The sequence below is a fragment of the Agathobaculum sp. NTUH-O15-33 genome, from assembly GCF_033193315.1.
GTDB lineage: Bacteria > Bacillota > Clostridia > Oscillospirales > Butyricicoccaceae > Agathobaculum > Agathobaculum faecihominis_A.
Genome location: NZ_CP136187.1, coordinates 3,663,324 through 3,681,870 on the forward strand (window position 1 = coordinate 3,663,324; position 18,547 = coordinate 3,681,870).

At 55.1% G+C, this 18,547-nt stretch carries 14 protein-coding genes and 1 pseudogene; 11 read left to right on the forward strand and 4 right to left on the reverse strand.

Features of this window, described 5'->3' with window-relative positions; all coding sequences use genetic code 11:
- The first annotated feature begins 296 nt into the window (after window positions 1-296).
- The 4 genes and pseudogenes from RWV98_RS17830 (at window position 297) to RWV98_RS17845 (ending at window position 4,839) form a co-directional block, all read left to right on the forward strand.
- Window positions 297-749 (forward strand): CtsR family transcriptional regulator, encoded by a 453-nt coding sequence (locus RWV98_RS17830; RefSeq protein ID WP_317862523.1) that lies wholly within the window; start codon window positions 297-299, stop codon window positions 747-749.
- A 49-nt stretch (window positions 750-798) separates the two neighbouring features.
- Window positions 799-1,335, forward strand: coding sequence for a UvrB/UvrC motif-containing protein (locus RWV98_RS17835; RefSeq protein WP_317862525.1), 537 nt, complete (start codon window positions 799-801; stop codon window positions 1,333-1,335).
- On the forward strand, window positions 1,332-2,336 hold the full coding sequence (locus tag RWV98_RS17840; protein ID WP_317862527.1) for an ATP--guanido phosphotransferase: 1,005 nt from the start codon (window positions 1,332-1,334) through the stop codon (window positions 2,334-2,336). Before RWV98_RS17835 ends, RWV98_RS17840 begins: the two co-directional genes overlap by 4 nt.
- Before the next feature lie 36 nt (window positions 2,337-2,372).
- Window positions 2,373-4,839 (forward strand): annotated as a pseudogene (locus RWV98_RS17845) (ATP-dependent Clp protease ATP-binding subunit).
- A 62-nt stretch (window positions 4,840-4,901) separates the two neighbouring features.
- On the opposite strand, the gene RWV98_RS17850 reads toward RWV98_RS17845, so the two are convergent.
- From RWV98_RS17850 to RWV98_RS17865, 4 genes are read right to left on the reverse strand one after another with little or no spacing between them, the layout of a single operon-like run.
- Window positions 4,902-5,390 carry a prepilin-type N-terminal cleavage/methylation domain-containing protein gene (locus tag RWV98_RS17850; protein ID WP_317862529.1) on the reverse strand — a complete coding sequence of 163 codons (489 nt, stop codon included), beginning with the start codon at window positions 5,388-5,390 and terminating at the stop codon, window positions 4,902-4,904.
- Complete coding sequence (locus RWV98_RS17855; protein WP_317862531.1) at window positions 5,387-5,686, reverse strand: type IV pilus modification PilV family protein; 300 nt, start codon at window positions 5,684-5,686, stop codon at window positions 5,387-5,389. Before RWV98_RS17855 ends, RWV98_RS17850 begins: the two co-directional genes overlap by 4 nt.
- Window positions 5,676-6,434 (reverse strand): hypothetical protein, encoded by a 759-nt coding sequence (locus tag RWV98_RS17860; protein ID WP_317862532.1) that lies wholly within the window; start codon window positions 6,432-6,434, stop codon window positions 5,676-5,678. Before RWV98_RS17860 ends, RWV98_RS17855 begins: the two co-directional genes overlap by 11 nt.
- A gap of 15 nt (window positions 6,435-6,449) precedes the next feature.
- On the reverse strand, window positions 6,450-10,565 hold the full coding sequence (locus RWV98_RS17865) for a type II secretion system protein (RefSeq protein ID WP_317862534.1): 4,116 nt from the start codon (window positions 10,563-10,565) through the stop codon (window positions 6,450-6,452).
- Between the two features lie 360 nt (window positions 10,566-10,925).
- Here RWV98_RS17865 and RWV98_RS17870 point away from each other — a divergent pair, with 360 nt between their 5' ends.
- From RWV98_RS17870 to pilM, 7 genes are all read left to right on the forward strand, one after another.
- Window positions 10,926-12,620, forward strand: a complete 1,695-nt coding sequence (locus RWV98_RS17870; protein ID WP_317862535.1) for a GspE/PulE family protein — start codon at window positions 10,926-10,928, stop codon at window positions 12,618-12,620.
- A gap of 4 nt (window positions 12,621-12,624) precedes the next feature.
- The gene (locus RWV98_RS17875) at window positions 12,625-13,671 is read left to right on the forward strand and encodes a type IV pilus twitching motility protein PilT (protein ID WP_317862537.1); all 1,047 of its coding nucleotides are present in this window, start codon (window positions 12,625-12,627) and stop codon (window positions 13,669-13,671) included.
- A 307-nt stretch (window positions 13,672-13,978) separates the two neighbouring features.
- Entirely contained in the window at window positions 13,979-15,145 is a 1,167-nt protein-coding gene (locus RWV98_RS17880; protein WP_317865793.1) for a type II secretion system F family protein, read from the forward strand.
- A gap of 90 nt (window positions 15,146-15,235) precedes the next feature.
- Window positions 15,236-15,604 carry a pilin gene (locus tag RWV98_RS17885; RefSeq protein WP_317862539.1) on the forward strand — a complete coding sequence of 123 codons (369 nt, stop codon included), beginning with the start codon at window positions 15,236-15,238 and terminating at the stop codon, window positions 15,602-15,604.
- 251 nt (window positions 15,605-15,855) lie between these two features.
- Complete coding sequence (locus tag RWV98_RS17890) at window positions 15,856-16,548, forward strand: prepilin peptidase (RefSeq protein WP_317862541.1); 693 nt, start codon at window positions 15,856-15,858, stop codon at window positions 16,546-16,548.
- Between the two features lie 15 nt (window positions 16,549-16,563).
- Window positions 16,564-16,911 carry an endonuclease domain-containing protein gene (locus RWV98_RS17895; protein WP_317862543.1) on the forward strand — a complete coding sequence of 116 codons (348 nt, stop codon included), beginning with the start codon at window positions 16,564-16,566 and terminating at the stop codon, window positions 16,909-16,911.
- 556 nt (window positions 16,912-17,467) lie between these two features.
- Window positions 17,468-18,541 (forward strand): pilus assembly protein PilM, encoded by a 1,074-nt coding sequence (gene pilM, locus RWV98_RS17900; RefSeq protein WP_317862545.1) that lies wholly within the window; start codon window positions 17,468-17,470, stop codon window positions 18,539-18,541.
- Window positions 18,542-18,547: the final 6 nt, after the last annotated feature.

The following is an 18,547-nucleotide window of genomic DNA, read 5'->3' on the forward strand; positions in this document are numbered from 1 at the left end:
TGCACCTCCCAAATGATTTACAAACTTATTGTAACACAACCGAACTAAAAAGCAAGTGGAAGAGTTGGTTAGCTTCCACTAACTTTTGCCTATATTAAAAAACGTAAAAAACATCAAAAACAATAGAATAAACGAGATATAATGAGATATCATTATATTAATGCATTCTCACCCGTTTTAATAGTCAGAAATGGTCAGAAAAAGTGCTTGCATTTTCCTCAGGCCCGTGTATAATAGAATCATAGGTCAGGAATGGTCAGATACCAGCCCGATCTTTTTGAAGGAGTGTGCTCACCATGAAAATGTCGGATCTGATCGCCGAGTTTATCGGCGAAATGCTGTCGGACGGCGGCGGCGTGGCTGAGTTACAGCGCAAAAGTCTTGCCGACCGTTTCGACTGCGTGCCCAGCCAGATCAACTACGTGATCGAAACGCGCTTCACACCGGAGCACGGCTATCTGGTTGAAAGCCAGCGGGGCGGCGGCGGTTATATCCGCATTATCCGCCTGATGAACGATAAGCAGCGCACCTTGGTGGAAGCGGCGCGCGGACTGGGCGGGCGTCTATCGCAAAACGACGCGGCCCGCATGACCCGTGCCCTCGTCAGCGCCGAGCTGCTCAGCCCGACCGAAGGACAGTTGTTGCTCTCCGCCTGTTCGGACGGCGCGCTGGCCGAAGTAGACAAGGCGGACCGCGACCGCCTGCGCGCTTCGATCTTCCGCTGCGCGATCTTGGGCATCGCCACTTAAAAATTAGTAAACAAACCACTTTTTATAGCCTATGAAGGAGGAACCTCTTATGAAATGCGAAAAATGCGGTAAGAATGAAGCAACGACCTTTTACAGCGAAAATGTGAACGGCCAGAAACGGGAAATGCACCTGTGCAGCGATTGTGCGAAGGAAATGAACCTTGGCGGCGCGTTTGAAAACGCCTTTCAGGGCTTCGGAGAGCTTTGGAGCGATCCGTTCCACTCCTTCCTTGGCAGCGGCTTCGGCAGCCTATGGCAAAACATGCTGGGCGCGCCCACAGCGGCCATGCTCGGCACCGAGCGCAAATGTAAGACCTGCGGCATGACGGAAAGCGAACTGCGGAGGACCGGCCGCGTCGGCTGTCCGGACTGCTACGGCGCCTTTGCCGACATTCTGAATCCCTATGTGCAAAAGGTACACGGCGCGAGCCAGCACATTGGCGCGGCGCCCGCCGCCGAAGAACCCAAGCAAGACCCGGTCGAAGCGCTCAAAGCGCAGCTTCAGACCGCGATCCAGAACGAAGAATATGAACAGGCCGCGCACCTGCGCGATGAGATCCGCAGATTGGAGGGCGAACAGAAATGAGCATGTTTGAAATATCCGGCGGCTTTACCGGACTGGCGGCCTCCTCCCGCGTACGGTTGGCGCGCAACCTAAAGGGCTACCCGTTTCGAGGCTTGACCGAAGCGCAGCGCGCTGAAATCGCCGACAAGGTGTTCGCCGCCCTGCAAAAACCCCCTGCCATTGCCGCGGAATTTACCAAGCAGCAGCTCGCGCCCCGTTCCGCGGAGGCCGCCGCGCTGGTAGAGACCCATTTGATATCGCCCGAACTGGCGCAAAACGGCGGCTGGCTGATTTTTTCGAGGGATAAGGGCGTTTCCATTATGATCGGCGAAGAAGACCATTTGCGTTTGCAGGTGATCGGCACGGGCCTGTGTCCCAAGGAATGCCTTGAGACCGCCGAACGCATCGCCAAGCTGATCGAAAACGAACTTCCCTTTGCGTATGACGAACGCCTCGGCTACTTGACCGCTTGCCCGACCAACGTCGGCACCGGCCTGCGCGCTTCGATCATGCTGCACCTGCCCATGCTGACCGCGACCGGCAGCATCCAGCAGCTGATCGGCTTTGCCGGCAGCCGCGGCTGCGCGGTGCGCGGCGCTTACGGCGAAGGCTCGGAAGCGGTGGGCGGCTTCTATCAAATCTCCAACCAAGTGACGCTTGGCTCCTCCGCGGCCGATTTGACCGATAAACTGATCGCCGCCGCGACCGAGGTGATCGAAGCGGAAAAGAAGGTGCGCGAACAGGTACGCGCCCAGAACGAACCCGCCCTGCGCGACCGTATTTGCCGCGCGGCAGGCGCCATGCGTTCGGCTTATTTGATGCAGACCGGCGAGGCGATTGCCTGCATATCCGATGTGCTGATCGGCCTGCAAATGGGCTACCTGACCGGCCCCGCGCCGGAAGCGCTCTACGCGCTTGAGCAAGCGATCCGTCCCGCCGTGCTCGGCGGCGCGGCGCAGGAGCGCGACCAAAAGCGCGCCGCGCTGATGCGTGAAACGGCGCAGAGCATTACCATTGTTTAAAATAAATTTTACCCCCATGAAAAGGAGTTGATTTTCATGTTTTTTCAAAACAACCGATTTACAGAGCGCGCGGCCAACGCGTTGACCCTTGCCCAAAAGGCCGCGGGCGAATTTGGACATAGCTATATTGGTTCCGAGCACCTGTTGCTTGGTCTGCTGCGCGAGGGCGGCGGTCCGGCCGCCAAGGCGTTGACCGCCTGCGGTGTGACCGAGGATAAACTGCTGAGCGAGATCGAAGCGCTCTCCGGACGCGGCACACCGGACGCCGCCGCGCCGCAGGGCATGACCCCGCGCACCAAGCGCATTATTGAGCTGGCGATCTCCTCCGCCTCGCAGATGGGCGCGGGCTATGTCGGCACGGAGCACCTGCTGCTCGGCCTGCTGCGCGAAGGACAAAACGTGGCGCTGACCGCGCTGCACAACCTCGGCGTTACCCCGAACCAGCTGGCCGCCAAGCTGTCCGACTCGTTGGGCGGCGGCGGAGAAGCGGGCGAATTCGCCGCCGCGGGCGCGCCCTCCGGCTCTTCGGGCGACGCGCTCGACCAGTTTGGCCGCGACCTGACCGCCGCCGCCAAGGAAGGCAAGCTGGACCCCGTTATCGGCCGCGCGGATGAAATCCAGCGCGTGGTGCAGATCCTTTCCCGCCGCACCAAAAACAACCCCGCGTTGATTGGCGACCCCGGCGTTGGTAAAACGGCCGTGGTGGAAGGGCTGGCGCAAAAGATCGTGGCGGGCGACGTGCCCGAAACGCTGAAAGACAAGCGCATCGTGTCGCTCGACCTGACCGGCATGATCGCGGGCACCAAATACCGCGGCGAGTTCGAGGAACGCATCAAAAAAGTTATAGAAGAACTGATTAGCAAGAAGGACACCATCCTCTTTGTAGATGAGATGCACATGCTGATGGGCGCGGGCGCTGCCGAAGGCGCGGCGGACGCGGCCAATATCCTAAAGCCCGCGCTGTCTCGCGGCGAGGTGCAGGTTATCGGCGCGACCACGCTGGACGAATACCGCAAGCACATCGAGAAGGACGCCGCTTTGGAACGCCGCTTCCAGCCCGTGCAGGTGAACGAGCCCACGCCCGAGGACGCGGTCTCTATCCTGCAAGGTCTGCGCGACCGGTACGAAGCGCACCATCGCATTAAAATTCCGGATGAAGCGATTGAAGCCGCCGTCAAGCTCTCGGTCCGCTATGTGTCGGGCCGCCAGTTGCCTGACAAGGCCATCGACGTGATTGACGAAGCCTGCTCCCGCGTGCGCCTGTCCGCGCTGACCGCGCCGCCCGATCTGGAAGGAGCTGGAGGACGAGATCGCCTCCATCACCGCCCGCAAGGAAGAAGCGGTAAAGGGTCAAGATTATGAGACCGCCGCCCGCCTGCGCGACGAGGAAAAACAGAAACACGACGCGCTGGAAGCCCGCAAGCAGGAATGGACGGATAACCAAACCAAATCCCACGGCTCAGTCACCGAGGCCGATATCGCGGCCGTGATCGCGGGCTGGACTGGCATCCCCGTTTCCCGCCTGACCGAGGACGAGGGCGAACGCCTGCTGCATCTGGAGGATACGCTGCATGAGCGCGTGATCGGCCAGAACGAAGCCGTTACCGCCGTATCCAAGGCCATTCGCCGCGGTCGTGTCGGCCTGCGCGATCCTAAGCGGCCGATCGGCTCCTTCCTGTTCCTTGGCCCTACCGGCGTGGGCAAGACCGAGCTGTCCAAGGCGCTTGCCGAAGCAATGTTCGGCGATGAAAGCGCGATGATCCGCGTCGACATGTCCGAGTATATGGAAAAGCACGCGGTTTCCCGCATGATCGGCTCGCCTCCGGGCTACGTCGGCTATGACGAGGGCGGCCAGCTCTCGGAAAAGGTGCGCCGCCACCCCTATTCGGTCATTCTGTTTGACGAGATCGAAAAGGCGCATCCCGATGTGTTCAACATTCTGCTGCAAATTCTGGAAGACGGCGTGCTGACCGACGGCCAAGGCCGCCATGTGGATTTCAAGAACACCATTATCATCATGACCTCCAACATCGGCGCGCAAAAGATCACCGGCCAGAACCGCAAGGCGCTGGGCTTCCAGACCGGCGGCGACGAAGCCGCGCAGACCTTTGAAAAGATCAAGGAAGACGTGCTCGCCGAGCTCAAAACCACGGTGCGGCCCGAATTCTTAAACCGCATTGATGATATCATCGTTTTCAACCGTCTGAGCGAGGACGAAATCGCGGAAATCGCGGACGGCATGCTCCGTCAGGTAGCCGACCGTATGCGCGATATGGAGATCACGCTTACTTGGACCGAAGGGGCGAAAAAGCACCTTGCAAAGGCCGGCTTCGATCCCATCTATGGCGCGCGCCCGCTGCGCCGCGCCGTGACCAGCGAGGTGGAGGACCTTGTAGCCGAAACCATGCTGCGGGGCGAGATCACAGCCGGTTCCCGCGTCACGCTGGACGTGCAGGACGATAAACTCACCCTGCGCCCCGCGGAAACGCCGGTCGAAGCGTAAAACCGATACAAAAAGACGCACCGCCAGCAAGGCGGTGCGTCTTTTTCTGCGTGTATTTGTGCTTATGCATTGATCGGCGCAATGGAGAACTTGGCTTCTTTCTGTTTCACTGCCGAAGCGTCATTGATCGTGAGCGTCACGTCAAAAGCCTTACCCTTCCATTCGATATCGACCACTGCTGTCAGTCCGCTCGTATAGGTACGGGAGCCGACGAGAGCGTGTGAACCGATCATCAGATGGCCCTCATCATCATCTATGCCGTTTGTAATCGAAACGCCTTTGCCATAGGTCTGGCTGGTAAACGGCGGATTGGACGCATCCGTTTCCGGCAGATCGGTCGCATAGCGCAGCTCGTCCGCGATCGCCTCCGTCAAGGTGGATGCAAGCACGGCGGCTTCGGAAAAGGTGGTTGATTGGCGGTACACACGGGTAGCCGCGCTGGTGCCCGCGCCAATGGCCGTGCCGAGCAAGGCCAACACCGCCATCGCGGCAAGCAGCTCGGTAAGCGTCATACCCGCCCGCGAGCGGAGCTTGCGTTTGAGGGTTTTCATGGTGTGACGCCCCCTCCCGCGCTGCGGTAGGCGCGCAGCTTTTCCTGCTCCGTCCAATAGATTTTTACGCCGGTATCCGTACCAACCGTGACCGTTCCGTGCGTTGCGCCATCATTCTTTTCCACGGTTTCCAGCGCCGCATAATAGGTTTGATCGATCTCCGCGGCCTTGCTATTGAGCTTGGACGCGGACATGATCATCGCCGCGAACGCCGCAGAAGCCAGCGAAACAACAAGGATTGCTGCAATGGTCTCGACCAGCGTTTCGCCCTTTTGACTTTTTAATTTACGAAACAATCGGCGCGCCCCCCTTCGTGACGGTGCCGGTTTGCCAAGTTACATCTGTTTTCCAATACTCTATTTGCGTCGAGTGGTGATGGGTTATCGTTTGCGTCTGCCCGTCCACAGTTTTTGTAGATTGCGTAGTCCATCGTACGGTACGCTCACCGCTATCGGGATTTACCTTTGCTGGAACCGTTAGCGTCATAGGGCTATGATATTTCTCATCTTTTTCGGTATCAAGTTGTATTGTCAGCACATAATTCTTATCTATTTCCCAAGATACTGTTACTTTTTTCAGGTCTTCTCCGGCATCCACGGTAAGCGTATGTGTTTCGATCGTATCAGATGTGGGCCAGCCCGCTTGTTTATCAAACCAACATGCCGCGTCTGTGTGGATATTCTCCATCAACGTAGTTAAGGGTTCGGTCTTTTCCGTAAAATCGTTTTTTTGCTTTGGCCCCTCGTTTCTGTCATAGCTAGCGGGTTTCACACCTTCTGGATTGCTGCTATAATCAGACCCCTTCCACCGCTCATGCTGTGCTGAAAAATGCTTTCCTTGTATTTCATCCCTTAGCAACTCCGCCGCCGAACGCACGGCAAAATACGCCTGCTGCTGGTTTTGGATACGGGTCACACGCCCCACGTTAGCGGTGGCGGCGGTCAAAACGACCGCCCCCACCGTTAAGCACAGCAGGAAAAAAATCAGCGCAATGACGATCGAAGCGCCGGACTGGCTATTCAGTTTTCGGCGAATGATCGACATGATACGACTCCTTAATTAATTATTCGCTTCATATTTTGGCGGATCACTATTTGTAAGTGCAAAGTCCCAACCCGCTGGCGGGTTTCCTTTACCGTCTGGTTTTTTGTCGTAAAAATAAGTCTTCTGACCCGCAACATGCAAATTATTTGCCGTATAGAACTTATAGCCAGAAAGTGTAATATCATTTGCTGCTGTTACTTCAGGCAAGTGTTTCGCTTCCGTATCGCCTCCAAGCTGACTGTTCCAAAAATACCAACGTCCATTTCCACTCATGCCCGGGCCTGTACAGGTAAAATACGCAACATATACGGCTTTATTAACTGTAAAAGTAGTAACCGCCTTGTCAGACCATTCACCGTCTTTATTAATACCCCAAATTTCAAAAGAAGTTTCCTGACGGCTTTCATTCACACCTTTACGCACGCAAACACCAATCACAACATCCCCAAACGTTTTTTCGGGCTCCTCCCCCTTCTCCGGCCAATCGCCGTAGTGCACATATTCTCCATTTGCGTTTTCCACAAACGCGGGGAATGGATAGGGAGGGGTACTCGAATACGGGAATGTGTGGGCTTCATCAGCCCTACCTCCAAAGTCGTTAAAGTCGGCTAACTCGTCATAGGATAGTCCTTCAGCCACTTCACCATATGGCTGCGTCGGCTGGATGGTATTTTTTAAATAGTAGCAATCGTCAACGCCTTCACCTTGTGCTACACCGATGACCGACTGTGCCTTATCCACTGTACATGCGGAATAGCAATTTATTATCTTCGCACTAGCCGAATTAGCACTGGCTATACCAAACACCGCACCATTTGCCGACAGTGTCCCCGTGGCATAACTGGACTCGATCTTTCCTGACTGCGCTAGTGCTCCAACTATGCCGCTTGCTTGATTTCCGCGCACTTGTTTACAAGCGGCTGAACTATTAATAATAGTACCGACATTATAGCCGACCAAGCCGCCTGCCGTGCCATTTGCTGTAACTGTCAGGCCTGCAACAGCGCAGTTACGTATGGTACCGCCATTATATCCAGCCAATGCGCCGACATTTGCGCCGCCCGTAATACTCTTATCCGCATCTCGGAACACGATATTTACCAAAGTGCTGCCTTTGGCATAGCCGAACAGACCCACATACTGCATTTCACCACCATCTATTCCGGTGCCGGTAATCTGATGAAATTGACCATCGTAACTTCCTGTAAAAGCAGCATCTTCTTTAGTGCCAATGGGATACAGCGCCAGTGCAGCAGCATATTCCATATCGTACTTGGTGAAATCAATATCCAGTTCCTGCGTAAGCGATAGCCCAAGCAGATTTTCCTTTTTCCCAAGCTCGCCGAGCGCTGCAAGCTGCCGTGCCGACCGAATGCTTGCCGCGCCATCTAGCGTAGGCGCTTCGTCTTCCGTTTGGTATACGACCGCTTTCGCAACATAAGGATTGAAATACAGCTTTGTCTTGACGTCGTTTACGGAAAGCTGGCGGTAAAAACTGCTGCTATGAAGCGCAGGTCCGATCAAGTCTTCATACTTGATCGGACAGACTGTTATATCAGTCATGTCCAGCATTTTCGTCAGCGCTTCGTCCTTAACGACCGTTATCGAGTTGGTTCCGCCAAATCTAAGATTTGCCGCTTGCGCATAGCCCACATAGGCATAGCCGTCCCGCACGACAACTCCAGCGTTATTCTTCAACGGATGTCCGCTTACAAAAGCCGTCCCGTCAGCCCCAAAGCCGTGCATGCCGATTGTTTCGCCGTTTTCGTAAACTTCATAATAAACAAGCGCGCCGCGCTTTGCCGGCAGCGGCCAATCGCCGTAATGGTCGAACGCGGCAAGATGCGGGAATGGATATTCCTCATGGTTGCCATAAAGCTCTTTGTCTACCTTGCTTTGCAGCGCTCCCAGATCTTCAAACGGCTTCATATTATACTCGTTCGTATTGTCTTTATCGCTCCCGCTCCAAAGGTCTTTGGTGCCGAAACCTGCCCAGTTTTTCAGGCGTTCATAGCTCACCGGCTGCGGTTGTCCTACCTCTACCTTTTCAGGGTAAAGCGGCCCATTTACTACGTCCGCGACATAATAACAACCATCAAACGTTGTATTTGTCATCGTTTTGCTCGTTGCCGCAAAACCATAAAGTCTTTTTAAATAATCAGGATTCTCTGAATTCAAAGTAACCGCCGCATAACAGTTTCTTGCAATACTACCTGTGAAACCCCAACAAAATCCTGCCGGAGATACATTGCTCGAAAATTCAATTTGACTAACTGCATAGCAATTCTGTACTACTGAATTCTGCATCTCACCAACAAAACCGCCCACATTAGTTCCTGCTAGCTTCAATGTATCTGCATAGGATTCATTAATTGTTGAACCGCCAACTTCCCCAGACACCTGTCCAATCAAACCGCCTACTACACCCCAGCTATCAGTGTCGCATGTTACCGCAGGTAATGCAGCAAAACACCGATTTAACACCACCTTATCTGCGTGACCAATTAACCCCCCAACATAAGGTGCTGTTAATTTAATAGGCGCATTCGCTCCGTATGTGCGCTTTTTACTTATCCATTTTTCCAAACCGCTTTCATCTATATAAGCACGGCAGTTTTCAAAACTTACGTTTTCCGCATATCCGACCAATACCCCAACGCTATAATAAAATTTTTGTACATTATTTGCTTCCGCAAAGGGATTGACCAATGAAATATTTTTTAACTGTATAGGAGCCTTTTTCCCGATAAGCCCTGCAAACAATCCAGTAGACTTTCCAATCTTTCCTCCAGATCCATAATCTTCATCGTCGTTCTCATTAATCCACAAGTTGTGTATACCCGCTTCGCTGCCGGTAAAACTCTGGATCGTCGGGTTTGTGATTGAAATAAACGCATTTTCAGCAAACGTTATCTGTGGAGTAGTTCCCCCGGCGCTGATATCGCCCAATTTATATTCCGTTACCTGCGCATGTTTATCAATATAAGGCTGCCAGTCTATCTTCGCTGTTTGCTCCACCTTCTCGACACGATACTTTGAATCTGCCGCAGTGGAAACGCCGGATATGCGCTCCTCTAAATTTTGCAGATGACGGCCGCAGGCGACCTGCACGGTTCCCGGGTCATCATCTTTTTCTGTTACTCTTGCCTTAAACAGGCTGTTTTCCACCTGACTTTCCCACTTCACCGGTACAGACTGATGGTTTGCGCTATCCGTAAAATCGATCGTCACCTTAACGGTAATATCGGAACCCGGATCGATCGCAAATCCGGTACTATCCTGCATCAGCGTGGCAAAATGCTTGCTGTCCAGGCTATCCAGAATAAGCGTGCCCTCTGTGTAATCTCCATTCAAAAACTCAATTGGCGCGCTGTCAGTGCCCGGCTTCGTAATTTTCTTGTAGTTTTCTTTTTTATCCGCCTGCTGCACTTCAACCGTGTACTTAAGGTTCTCTAGAACCTCGGTCCGATAGTTGGGATTCTTCTTTTCCGCTTCCGCAATGACATCTTTAAAGCTGATCGTCAGCTTAAGCTCTTCCCCATTTTGGAGGGCGATTTTAGGCTCCGCGATCACGTCAATGCTCGGAATCCCCGCCGCGTCGCCGCCGTAATATCCGATTAAGTTCTCCCGACGCTCCGTCTTGCCCGCGTCGTCATTACGGGGCATATCTGCCGGATCGTAGGTGAATGGCGCTTCCGCATAAAACACCGCGTACACACTGGCGCTATCCGGGTTATATTCAATCACGACCATTTGCTGGCCGTCCAAAATCGTGGAATCGATCGCGCCGGTAGGCATCATCGCTGCAAACTGCTTATCTTCCGCGCCCGCCTTGCTCTGGGTATAGTAAATATTATCCATCCCATCGGGCGTATCTACCTTTTCCGCGCCGCCGTCCGGACTCACCGCATTTAACCCATCCGCCCCCCTCAGCGCGGTCAGCTGGTTCTGGGCGGCGATAAAAATTTGGCGGGCGGTGTCGTTTAGCTCCAGCAGCTTTAGATCGCGCTGAATCTTTACGGCCGAGGGGATCGCAATAGCCGCCAAAATTCCTAGAATTGCCACCACGGCCAGCAGCTCGGCTAAGCTAAACCCCCCTGTTTTACTCTTTTTCGACCAAAAGCGCAGCATGCCGCAACCTCACTCCAACTCAGCTTTTAGCGGATATCACTTTAACGCGCATATATGCGCCTACCCCTTGGATCTCCACCCGCAACATTTTAGCATATTTTCTCCTCTATCATACCATATATTTTGCCAAAACAACAGCGTTTGGGGTAAAAAGCATACACAATTATGGTCTCATTTACTTGCAACCGCATGGGGGTTATGGTAAAATGGATATTACAAATAAGTAGAGAAAAGACAGACCTAAGCAGACCGGTAACCTGTAAGGGTGCGGTTGCATCGCGCACGCACCTGCTTTTTACGCGTCTTTTAGTTCAATTTTACCGGTAAAAGCGGCGGCCGTAATGAGGGGGGATACGGTTTATGGCCTACATGCGCCTTGGCGACCTTTTGGTCTCTAACGGCCTGATCACGAACGAACAGCTTACCGAAGCGCTTGGCCTGCAAAAGCAAACCGGTGAACGCCTTGGCACCGTCCTTACCAAATACGGATTTATCGGCGAACGCCAACTGATTGAAGCGCTTGAGATGCAGCTTGGCGTTGAGTTTATCGACCTGTCGGCCCACCCGCCCGGCCCCGAAATGGCCACGGTGCTGCCCAAGAATATCGCAAAGAAATATCAGGTCGTCCCCGTGCGGATGAACAAGGATGAGCTTTATCTCGCCATGGCCGACCCGCTGAACTTTGTGGCGCTGAAAGAAGTGCGCACCGCCACGCGCCGCCGCGTGATCCCCATGATCGCAACGGGCGACGGCGTTGACCGCGCCATCATGACCCTGTACGGAAACGAAGGCGCGGCCCGCGCCATCGAGGAAATGAAGCGCGAAAGCCACCGCCAGACCGAGGACGACGCCTCCTTTACCGCCTCCGCCATTGGCGGCGAGGAAGCGCCCGCCGCGCCGACCGTCCGTCTGGTCAACTCCATCATCGAACGCGCCGCGACCGAGCGCGCGAGCGATATCCATTTAGAGCCGCGCGAATCGGAAATGCAGGTGCGCATGCGTATCGACGGCCTTCTGCGCAACATCCTCACCGTGCCGAAGAATTTGCAAAGCTCGGTCATTTCGCGCCTTAAGGTCATGGGCGGCATGGATATTGCCGAACGCAAGATACCGCAGGACGGCCGCGCCGCCGTGCGTATTAAATCCGCCGATATCGACCTGCGTATTTCCACCCTGCCCACGATCTACGGCGAAAAAATCGTAATCCGTCTGCTGGATAAGGCGCACGGCCTGCTGGATAAGGCCGGAATCGGTCTGGAAGGTGAAAACCTTGTCAAATACGACCGCCTGCTTGCCAACCCGAGCGGCGTTGTGCTGATCGTCGGCCCAACCGGTTCGGGCAAATCCTCCACCATGTACACCATGATACGCCAGCTCAATACCGAGCAGGTCAACCTTGTCACGCTGGAAGACCCGGTAGAGTATAATCTGGACGGCGTCAATCAGGTGCAGATCAACGAAAAAACCGGCATGACCTTTGCTAACGGCCTGCGCGCCATACTCCGGCAGGACCCGGATATTATCGCCGTGGGCGAAATCCGCGACGGCGAGACCGCCGAAATCGCCATGCGTTCGGCCATCACCGGCCATTTGGTGCTATCCACCATCCACACGAACGACGCGGTTTCCACCATCGACCGTTTGCTCGATATCGGCGTGGAGCCGTACCTGATCGCGGACGCGGTGCGCGGCGTTATTTCGCAGCGTCTGGTGCGCCGCGTGTGCCCGAACTGCCGCAAAACCTATACCCCGCCTATTGAGGAATTGGAATTTCTCGGCCTGCAAAACCGGAGGGACGTAACCTTTTATAAGGGCGAAGGCTGCCCCATGTGCTTCCATACCGGTTACCGGGGCCGTATTGCCGTGTTCGAGATACTGACCGTCAACCGGGCGCTGCGCGATAAGATCATCTCCGGCGCGCCGCGCGATGAACTGCTCGATACCATCCGTCAGGGCGATTTCACCTCGCTGCGGGAGGGCTGCCGCGATTTGATCTTAAGCGGCGTGACCACCGTGGAAGAGGCCTACCGTACCCTGCACGCAAGTGAGGATTAACGCCATGCCTGAACTAAACGCGATTATTTCAGCCGCCCTTGCGGCGCGCGCGTCCGATATCCATTTTGTGTACGGCCTGCCCATTCGCTTCCGCGTGGACGGCAGCTTGACCGATATGGACGACCACCGACTGACGCACGAGGAGTGCGAAATGCTGGCGCGCGAGCTTACATCCCAGACCCTCGGCCCCATGGGCGAAATTGACGACGCGCTCTCCTTTCCGGACGGCACGCGCGTTCGTATCAATTTATTCCGCCAGCAGGGCCACGCTTCCGCCGCCGTGCGTATTTTGAGCGACCATATCCCCGAACTGCAAAGCCTTGGCCTGCCCCCGGCGGTGAACGAATTTCCAAAGCTGGGGCGCGGCATCGTGCTTGTCACCGGTGAGACCGGCTCCGGTAAATCCACCACGCTGGCCGCCATTTTGAATGAGATCAACCATACCCGGAACGATCATATCATCACGCTGGAGGACCCGATCGAGTATCTTTACACGCCGGACCGCTGCATCGTCAACCAGCGCGAAATCGGGCAGGACACCGCGTCCTACGCGGACGGCCTGCGCGCTATCTTGCGCGAAGACCCGGATGTAATCCTGATCGGCGAGATGCGCGACCTATCCACCATCGAGATCGCCCTGACAGCGGCGGAGACCGGACATCTGGTATTCTCCACCCTGCACACCGGCTCCGCGCCGGACGCGATCGACCGCATGGTAGAGGTCTTTCCCGAGGGCCGCCAGAGACAGGTGCGTATGCAGCTTTCCATGACCCTGCAAGCGGTCATGAGCCAGCAGTTGCTTGTCCGTAAGGGCGGCAAGGGCCGCGTGGCCGCGTGCGAACTGATGATGGTCACCCCCGCGATTCGCAATTTGATCCGCGAGGGCAAGACCCCGCAGATCATGAACGCCCTTGCCACCTCCGCGAGCGAGGGCAGTATCACCATGGACAACCGATTAATCAAAATGTTTAAAGATAAGCAAATCGACGCGCAAACCGCCCGCGAAGCCGCGCACGATCCGGATTATGTGAAGAAAAACACGATGTTTTAACCATAGATGGCTCGCTCCGCTTCCCCGTTCTAGCCTTCCCCCACCGAGGGCAGTCCCGTTCTGGCCTTCCCCCGACGAGGGGAAGGTGGCGCGCGCCGATAGGCGCGTGACGAATGGGGGGCCGAACGATCAGCGCTCTCGAACCCCCTTGCACACAAAAACCCCAATTCCCTGCGCCCCCATCAGTCACGGCTTCGCCGTGCCAGCTTCCCCTCGTCGGGGGAAGCCCAAACAAAGGAGGTGACCACTTATCAACACATTCAAATACAAAGCGCAATCCGCATCCGGTAAGACGGTCACCGGCGTGATGGAGGCCTACGACGAATTTGACGCGGTATCCCGCATCAAAGCCACGGAATGCCCCATCGTCCTCTCGATTGCCGAGGTGCAGGAGGGCAAAGGCAATATCCTCACCCGCGACATCGGCGGCCCCAAAAAGATAAAAGAAAAGCAGCTTGCCCTTGTTTGCAGTCAGTTTTCTATTATTATCTCGGCGGGCTTGCCCATGGTTCGTTCGGTGGAGCTTGTTGCCGATCAAACCACGGACAAAACGCTGCACAAGCTTTTAAAGCAAGTGGCCGGGGACGTTGCCGCCGGTAATTCCTTGGCGGACAGCTTTGAAAACAAGGGCGGCAAGCAACTGCCCATTACGTTTATCGAAACCATCCGCGCGGGCGAGGAATCCGGTACGTTGGAAGAATCCTTTCGCAAGCTTTTCGTTTACTTTGAAAAATCCGCGAAAACACGCGCAAAGGTTACCAGCGCGTTGATTTATCCCGCGTTTCTATGCGTGCTTTCCGTGGTCGTTGTAGCGATTATGATGGTAAAGGTTATTCCGATGTTTACCGAAATGTTTGCCAGCATGAACGCTGATTTGCCGCCCATGACCGCGATTATCATTGCCGCGTCTAACTTTATGGTGCACTATTGGCTAATCCTGTTGCTGATCGTCGTCGTACTTATTTTTGCATTAAAGTTTTGGAGCAAGTCACCAAACGGCATGAAATTCTTTGCTGTTTTAAAGCTTAAACTGCCTCTTGTCGGGCGTGTGCAACGCATGAACGCGGCTTCCCAATTTGCCAACACCATGTCGACTATTCTAGCCGCCGGTATGCCGATGACACGCACAATTCAAATAACCGCTAAAGTGCTTGACAATTATGTGATCGGCATGCAAGTCGGTGATATGGTAGGCGGCGTGGAGGAAGGCATCCGGTTAGGTCAATGCGTCAAGCAATGCCCGTGGTTTCCTCCTCTGCTTACTGAAATGACCGGCGTAGGCGAAGAAACCGGCTCGCTGGAAAACACGCTTACCATTATCGGCGACTATTATGATAACGAAGTGAATCTTGCCGTTGAACGCGCACTGTCCATGCTGGAGCCGATCATTATTTGCGGCATAGCCGTTATCGTTGTGATTGTTGTTCTCGGCTTCTATCTGCCTATGTTCTCTATGTATAATAACATGGCTTAATTCACGGTTTCTAACGGGCCGCTTTTGCAACCCAGCGCCCGGTCGAAATATAACTACATTTCCCGAACAGATAAAAGGAGGAGAAAGATTATGTTTGCAAAACTTTGCGCAAAGCGCAATAAGAAGGGCTTTACCCTCGCGGAACTGCTGATCGTCGTTGCAATCATCGCCGTATTGGTCGCGATTGCGATTCCGGCATTTACGTCTTCACTTAACAAAGCGAAGCATGCTGTAGACCTTTCTAATATGCGTGCTGCCTATTCAGAAGCTGTTGTGGCTTATTTGGAAAGCGCAGACAAAGATACTCCAGATACTGTAACTGCAAATGAACTAAAAAGTACCGCTGGTGTGACAAACTCGACTGTAACATGGAGTAATACTAAAATCACAGTTAAATTGGGCGATATCACTGGTGAATTCCCTATCGACTCAAAGGTTTGCACTAGTCAGGGAACTTAACTAGTTGCTTTCAGCGCCCCTCGGGTTGCGGGCGCTAACTCCCGGCTTGAACGCCGGGCGGGAGCTATTCTATTTGAGAATAGCTCCCGCATGGCGTTCAATTACCAAAGCATACTATTTCTTTAGGAGGGAACGGCAGCTTATGACTTTTTTAACGCCTGCCGTATTCGCCTACCTCCTTTTCCTCACCCTGCTGCTCGGCCTTGTCTTTGGCTCGTTCGGCAACGCTTGGGCGTGGCGAATCGTGCACGGTGAGAAAAATCTCACGCGGGCGGTCGCACTGCGCGGAATGCGGGCATGTGCTCTCCGCGCTTGACCTGTTTCCGCTGTTCAGCTACCTATTCCTTCGCGGCCGCTGCCGCTACTGCGGTAAAAAAATATCGCCCCGCTATCCCATTGCGGAGGCAATCTGCGCGGCCATTTTCCTATCGTTCGTCCTGCGCTATGGGCTGACGCTGGAGGCGCTGGAATACTGCGTTCTGGGCTTTCTGCTGTTCGTCCTGTCGCTTGTGGATTTTGATACCTGCATCATCCCGGACCGGTTTCTCGTGCTGGGCGCGGCGAGCTTTGCCGCCTTCACCGTTCTCCGTTCCGGCGCTATCGGCCATGACCTGCTGGCAGGCCTGACCGGCGGCCTTGCGCTTGCCGTGCCCATGCTGCTGCTCGTCCTTCTGGCCGATCATATCATGAAACGCGAAACCATGGGCGGCGGCGACATTAAGCTGCTGTTCGTCCTTGGCCTTTACACCGGCCCGGCGGCCGGCCTTTTCATGATTATCATCGCCTGCGCCGTCGGCCTTGTTTTCGCCCTGCTCCCCGCCGCGCGCGGCAAGGACGCTGAAAACCCCCGCGCCATCCCCTTCGGCCCCTCGCTCGCCATTGCCGCTTGGATCACCCTGCTGTTTTCCGAACCATTTCTGGCATGGTACTTCGGGCTGTTTTGAGAGAATGTGATGATTATGTCCCAAATACAGCGGGCCCGAGCGCTTCGCGCCAACGCAACGCCTTGGGAGAATAAACTATGGTACGAATATCTTCGTGGCTGTCCCGCCCGGTTTCGCCGCCAGCAGCCAATCGGCCCTTATATCGCGGATTTCTATTGTTCCAAGGCCAAACTGATTATAGAACTGGATGGCGGCGGTCATTTTAACCAAGACCAACAGCAATATGATCAAAACCGCGATGCTTATTTTAGACAAAATGGTATTATAACGATTCGGTTCCTTAATACCGATATTGATAAACGGTTTTATGAAGTATGCGACACCATACATAAAACTGTTCAGCAGCGTATCAACGCCCTTTAGCCTTCCCCCCACGAGGGCATATGCGTAAACTTAAGCAGCGCGCGATCTTGCCTTCCCCCCACGAGGCATATGCGTAAACTTAAGCTGCGCGCGCGATCTAGCCTTCCCCCCACGAGGGGAAGGTGGCGCGCGCCGCAGGCGCGTGACGAATGGGGGGCGTAACGAATAGCGCATTGAAAGGTTACTGCGCACATCAATGCCAATGGTTCTTACGCCCCCCATCAGACCCGCGCTTCGCGCGGCCCAGCTTCCCCTCGTGGGGGGAAGCCCAAAGGGCGCTCTGTGCGCGCGCTGCTTAAATTGACGCTTATGCCCCACGAGGGGAGGCCGTAGCCCTCGCTCCTTTATTTGCCACGGTGTGGCATTTATATGCGAGCGGTGGCGCGCGCCGCAGGCGCGTGACGAATGGGGGGCGTAACGAATAGCGCACATTAAGACAGCCTCGCACATCAATGCTGCCAATTCATGCGCCCCCTTCAGTCACGGCTTCGCCGTGCCAGCTTCCCCTCGTTGGGGGAAGCCCAAAGTACGCCCCATAAGGAAAGGACTTTTCACCATGCCAAAACAAATTATCGGCATTGATATCGGCGACTGCAACGTCAAAATGGCGATGTGCTCGGCGGGCGCCGTGCAGCGCATGGCTGTGCACGAGCTGCCGGAGAACATGGTCACCGGCGGGCGCATCCTTTCGCCCGATTCGATGAGCGAGTTCCTGAAGGATATGAAGCGCACGCACCATATCCCCGGGCGCGACGTCGCCGTGATCTTGCCCGAGCAATCGGTCTTTTTCCGCCAGCTTTCCATGCCCGCCATGACCGCCGATCAACTGAAAATAAACCTGCCCTATGAATTCCGCGATTACATAAACCGTGAAAAGGACAAGTATTTCTACGATTACGCGGTCGTAGACCGAACGGATGATAAGGACGGCGTGCCCGTTGAGTTTGAGCTGACAGCCGCCGCGGTTTTGAAGGAAACCATCTCGGAATACCGGGATATGTTCCGCCGCGCGGGACTGAAACTGCGCGTGGCTCTGCCGCAGGAAATGGCATGGTCCAACTTGTTGCGTAACTATGAGGAAAAGCACCCCTTGACCGGCGAGGGGACGGTTCTTCCGTCAGGAAAAGAACCGTCCCCCGCCGGCGACGGTGCCGACGCCGACGAACCGCAAGAGCGCGAATATTGCCTGCTCGACATTGGCCACACGGCCACGCGCCTATACCTGTTCCATGGCCGCCGCCTTGAAATGAGCAAGCTGATCGACAACGGCTGCTCGCTGCTGGACGCGGCCATTGCGGAGACCATGGATGTGGACCAGCACGTGGCCCGCGTATATAAGCAGACCAATTACGAAAACGCGCTGGACGCGGAAGCCTGCCAAAACGTTTACGGCGCGATCGCGTTGGAAGTGATGAAAGCGCTCAACTTCCACTCCTACGAGCACCGCGACAACCATTTGGAGACCGTGCATTACTGCGGCGGCGGCTCGCGCATCGCCCCGTTGATTGAAGCGATCGGCGGCGCGATCGACCTGCGCCTAGTCAGCATCGAATCGCTGCTCCCCTCCCTGCCCGATGAAGCGGAGGACGCGCTCAGCTGCGCCGCCGCCATCGGCGCGACACAGCAGTAAGGGGGG

Excerpts from the sequence above, each read along its gene's own strand:
- RWV98_RS17880 (WP_317865793.1), top strand. The coding sequence starts at position 13,979 with ATGGAGGCCTACGACGAATTTGACGCGGTATCCCGCATCAAAGCCACG.
- RWV98_RS17850 (WP_317862529.1), bottom strand. The coding sequence starts at position 5,390 with ATGAAAACCCTCAAACGCAAGCTCCGCTCGCGGGCGGGTATGACGCTT.
- RWV98_RS17860 (WP_317862532.1), bottom strand. The coding sequence starts at position 6,434 with ATGTCGATCATTCGCCGAAAACTGAATAGCCAGTCCGGCGCTTCGATC.
- pilM (WP_317862545.1), top strand. The coding sequence starts at position 17,468 with ATGCCAAAACAAATTATCGGCATTGATATCGGCGACTGCAACGTCAAA.
- RWV98_RS17870 (WP_317862535.1), top strand. The coding sequence starts at position 10,926 with ATGGCCTACATGCGCCTTGGCGACCTTTTGGTCTCTAACGGCCTGATC.
- RWV98_RS17895 (WP_317862543.1), top strand. The coding sequence starts at position 16,564 with ATGTCCCAAATACAGCGGGCCCGAGCGCTTCGCGCCAACGCAACGCCT.
- RWV98_RS17865 (WP_317862534.1), bottom strand. The coding sequence starts at position 10,565 with ATGCTGCGCTTTTGGTCGAAAAAGAGTAAAACAGGGGGGTTTAGCTTA.
- RWV98_RS17875 (WP_317862537.1), top strand. The coding sequence starts at position 12,625 with ATGCCTGAACTAAACGCGATTATTTCAGCCGCCCTTGCGGCGCGCGCG.
- RWV98_RS17830 (WP_317862523.1), top strand. The coding sequence starts at position 297 with ATGAAAATGTCGGATCTGATCGCCGAGTTTATCGGCGAAATGCTGTCG.
- RWV98_RS17885 (WP_317862539.1), top strand. The coding sequence starts at position 15,236 with ATGTTTGCAAAACTTTGCGCAAAGCGCAATAAGAAGGGCTTTACCCTC.
- RWV98_RS17840 (WP_317862527.1), top strand. The coding sequence starts at position 1,332 with ATGAGCATGTTTGAAATATCCGGCGGCTTTACCGGACTGGCGGCCTCC.
- RWV98_RS17835 (WP_317862525.1), top strand. The coding sequence starts at position 799 with ATGAAATGCGAAAAATGCGGTAAGAATGAAGCAACGACCTTTTACAGC.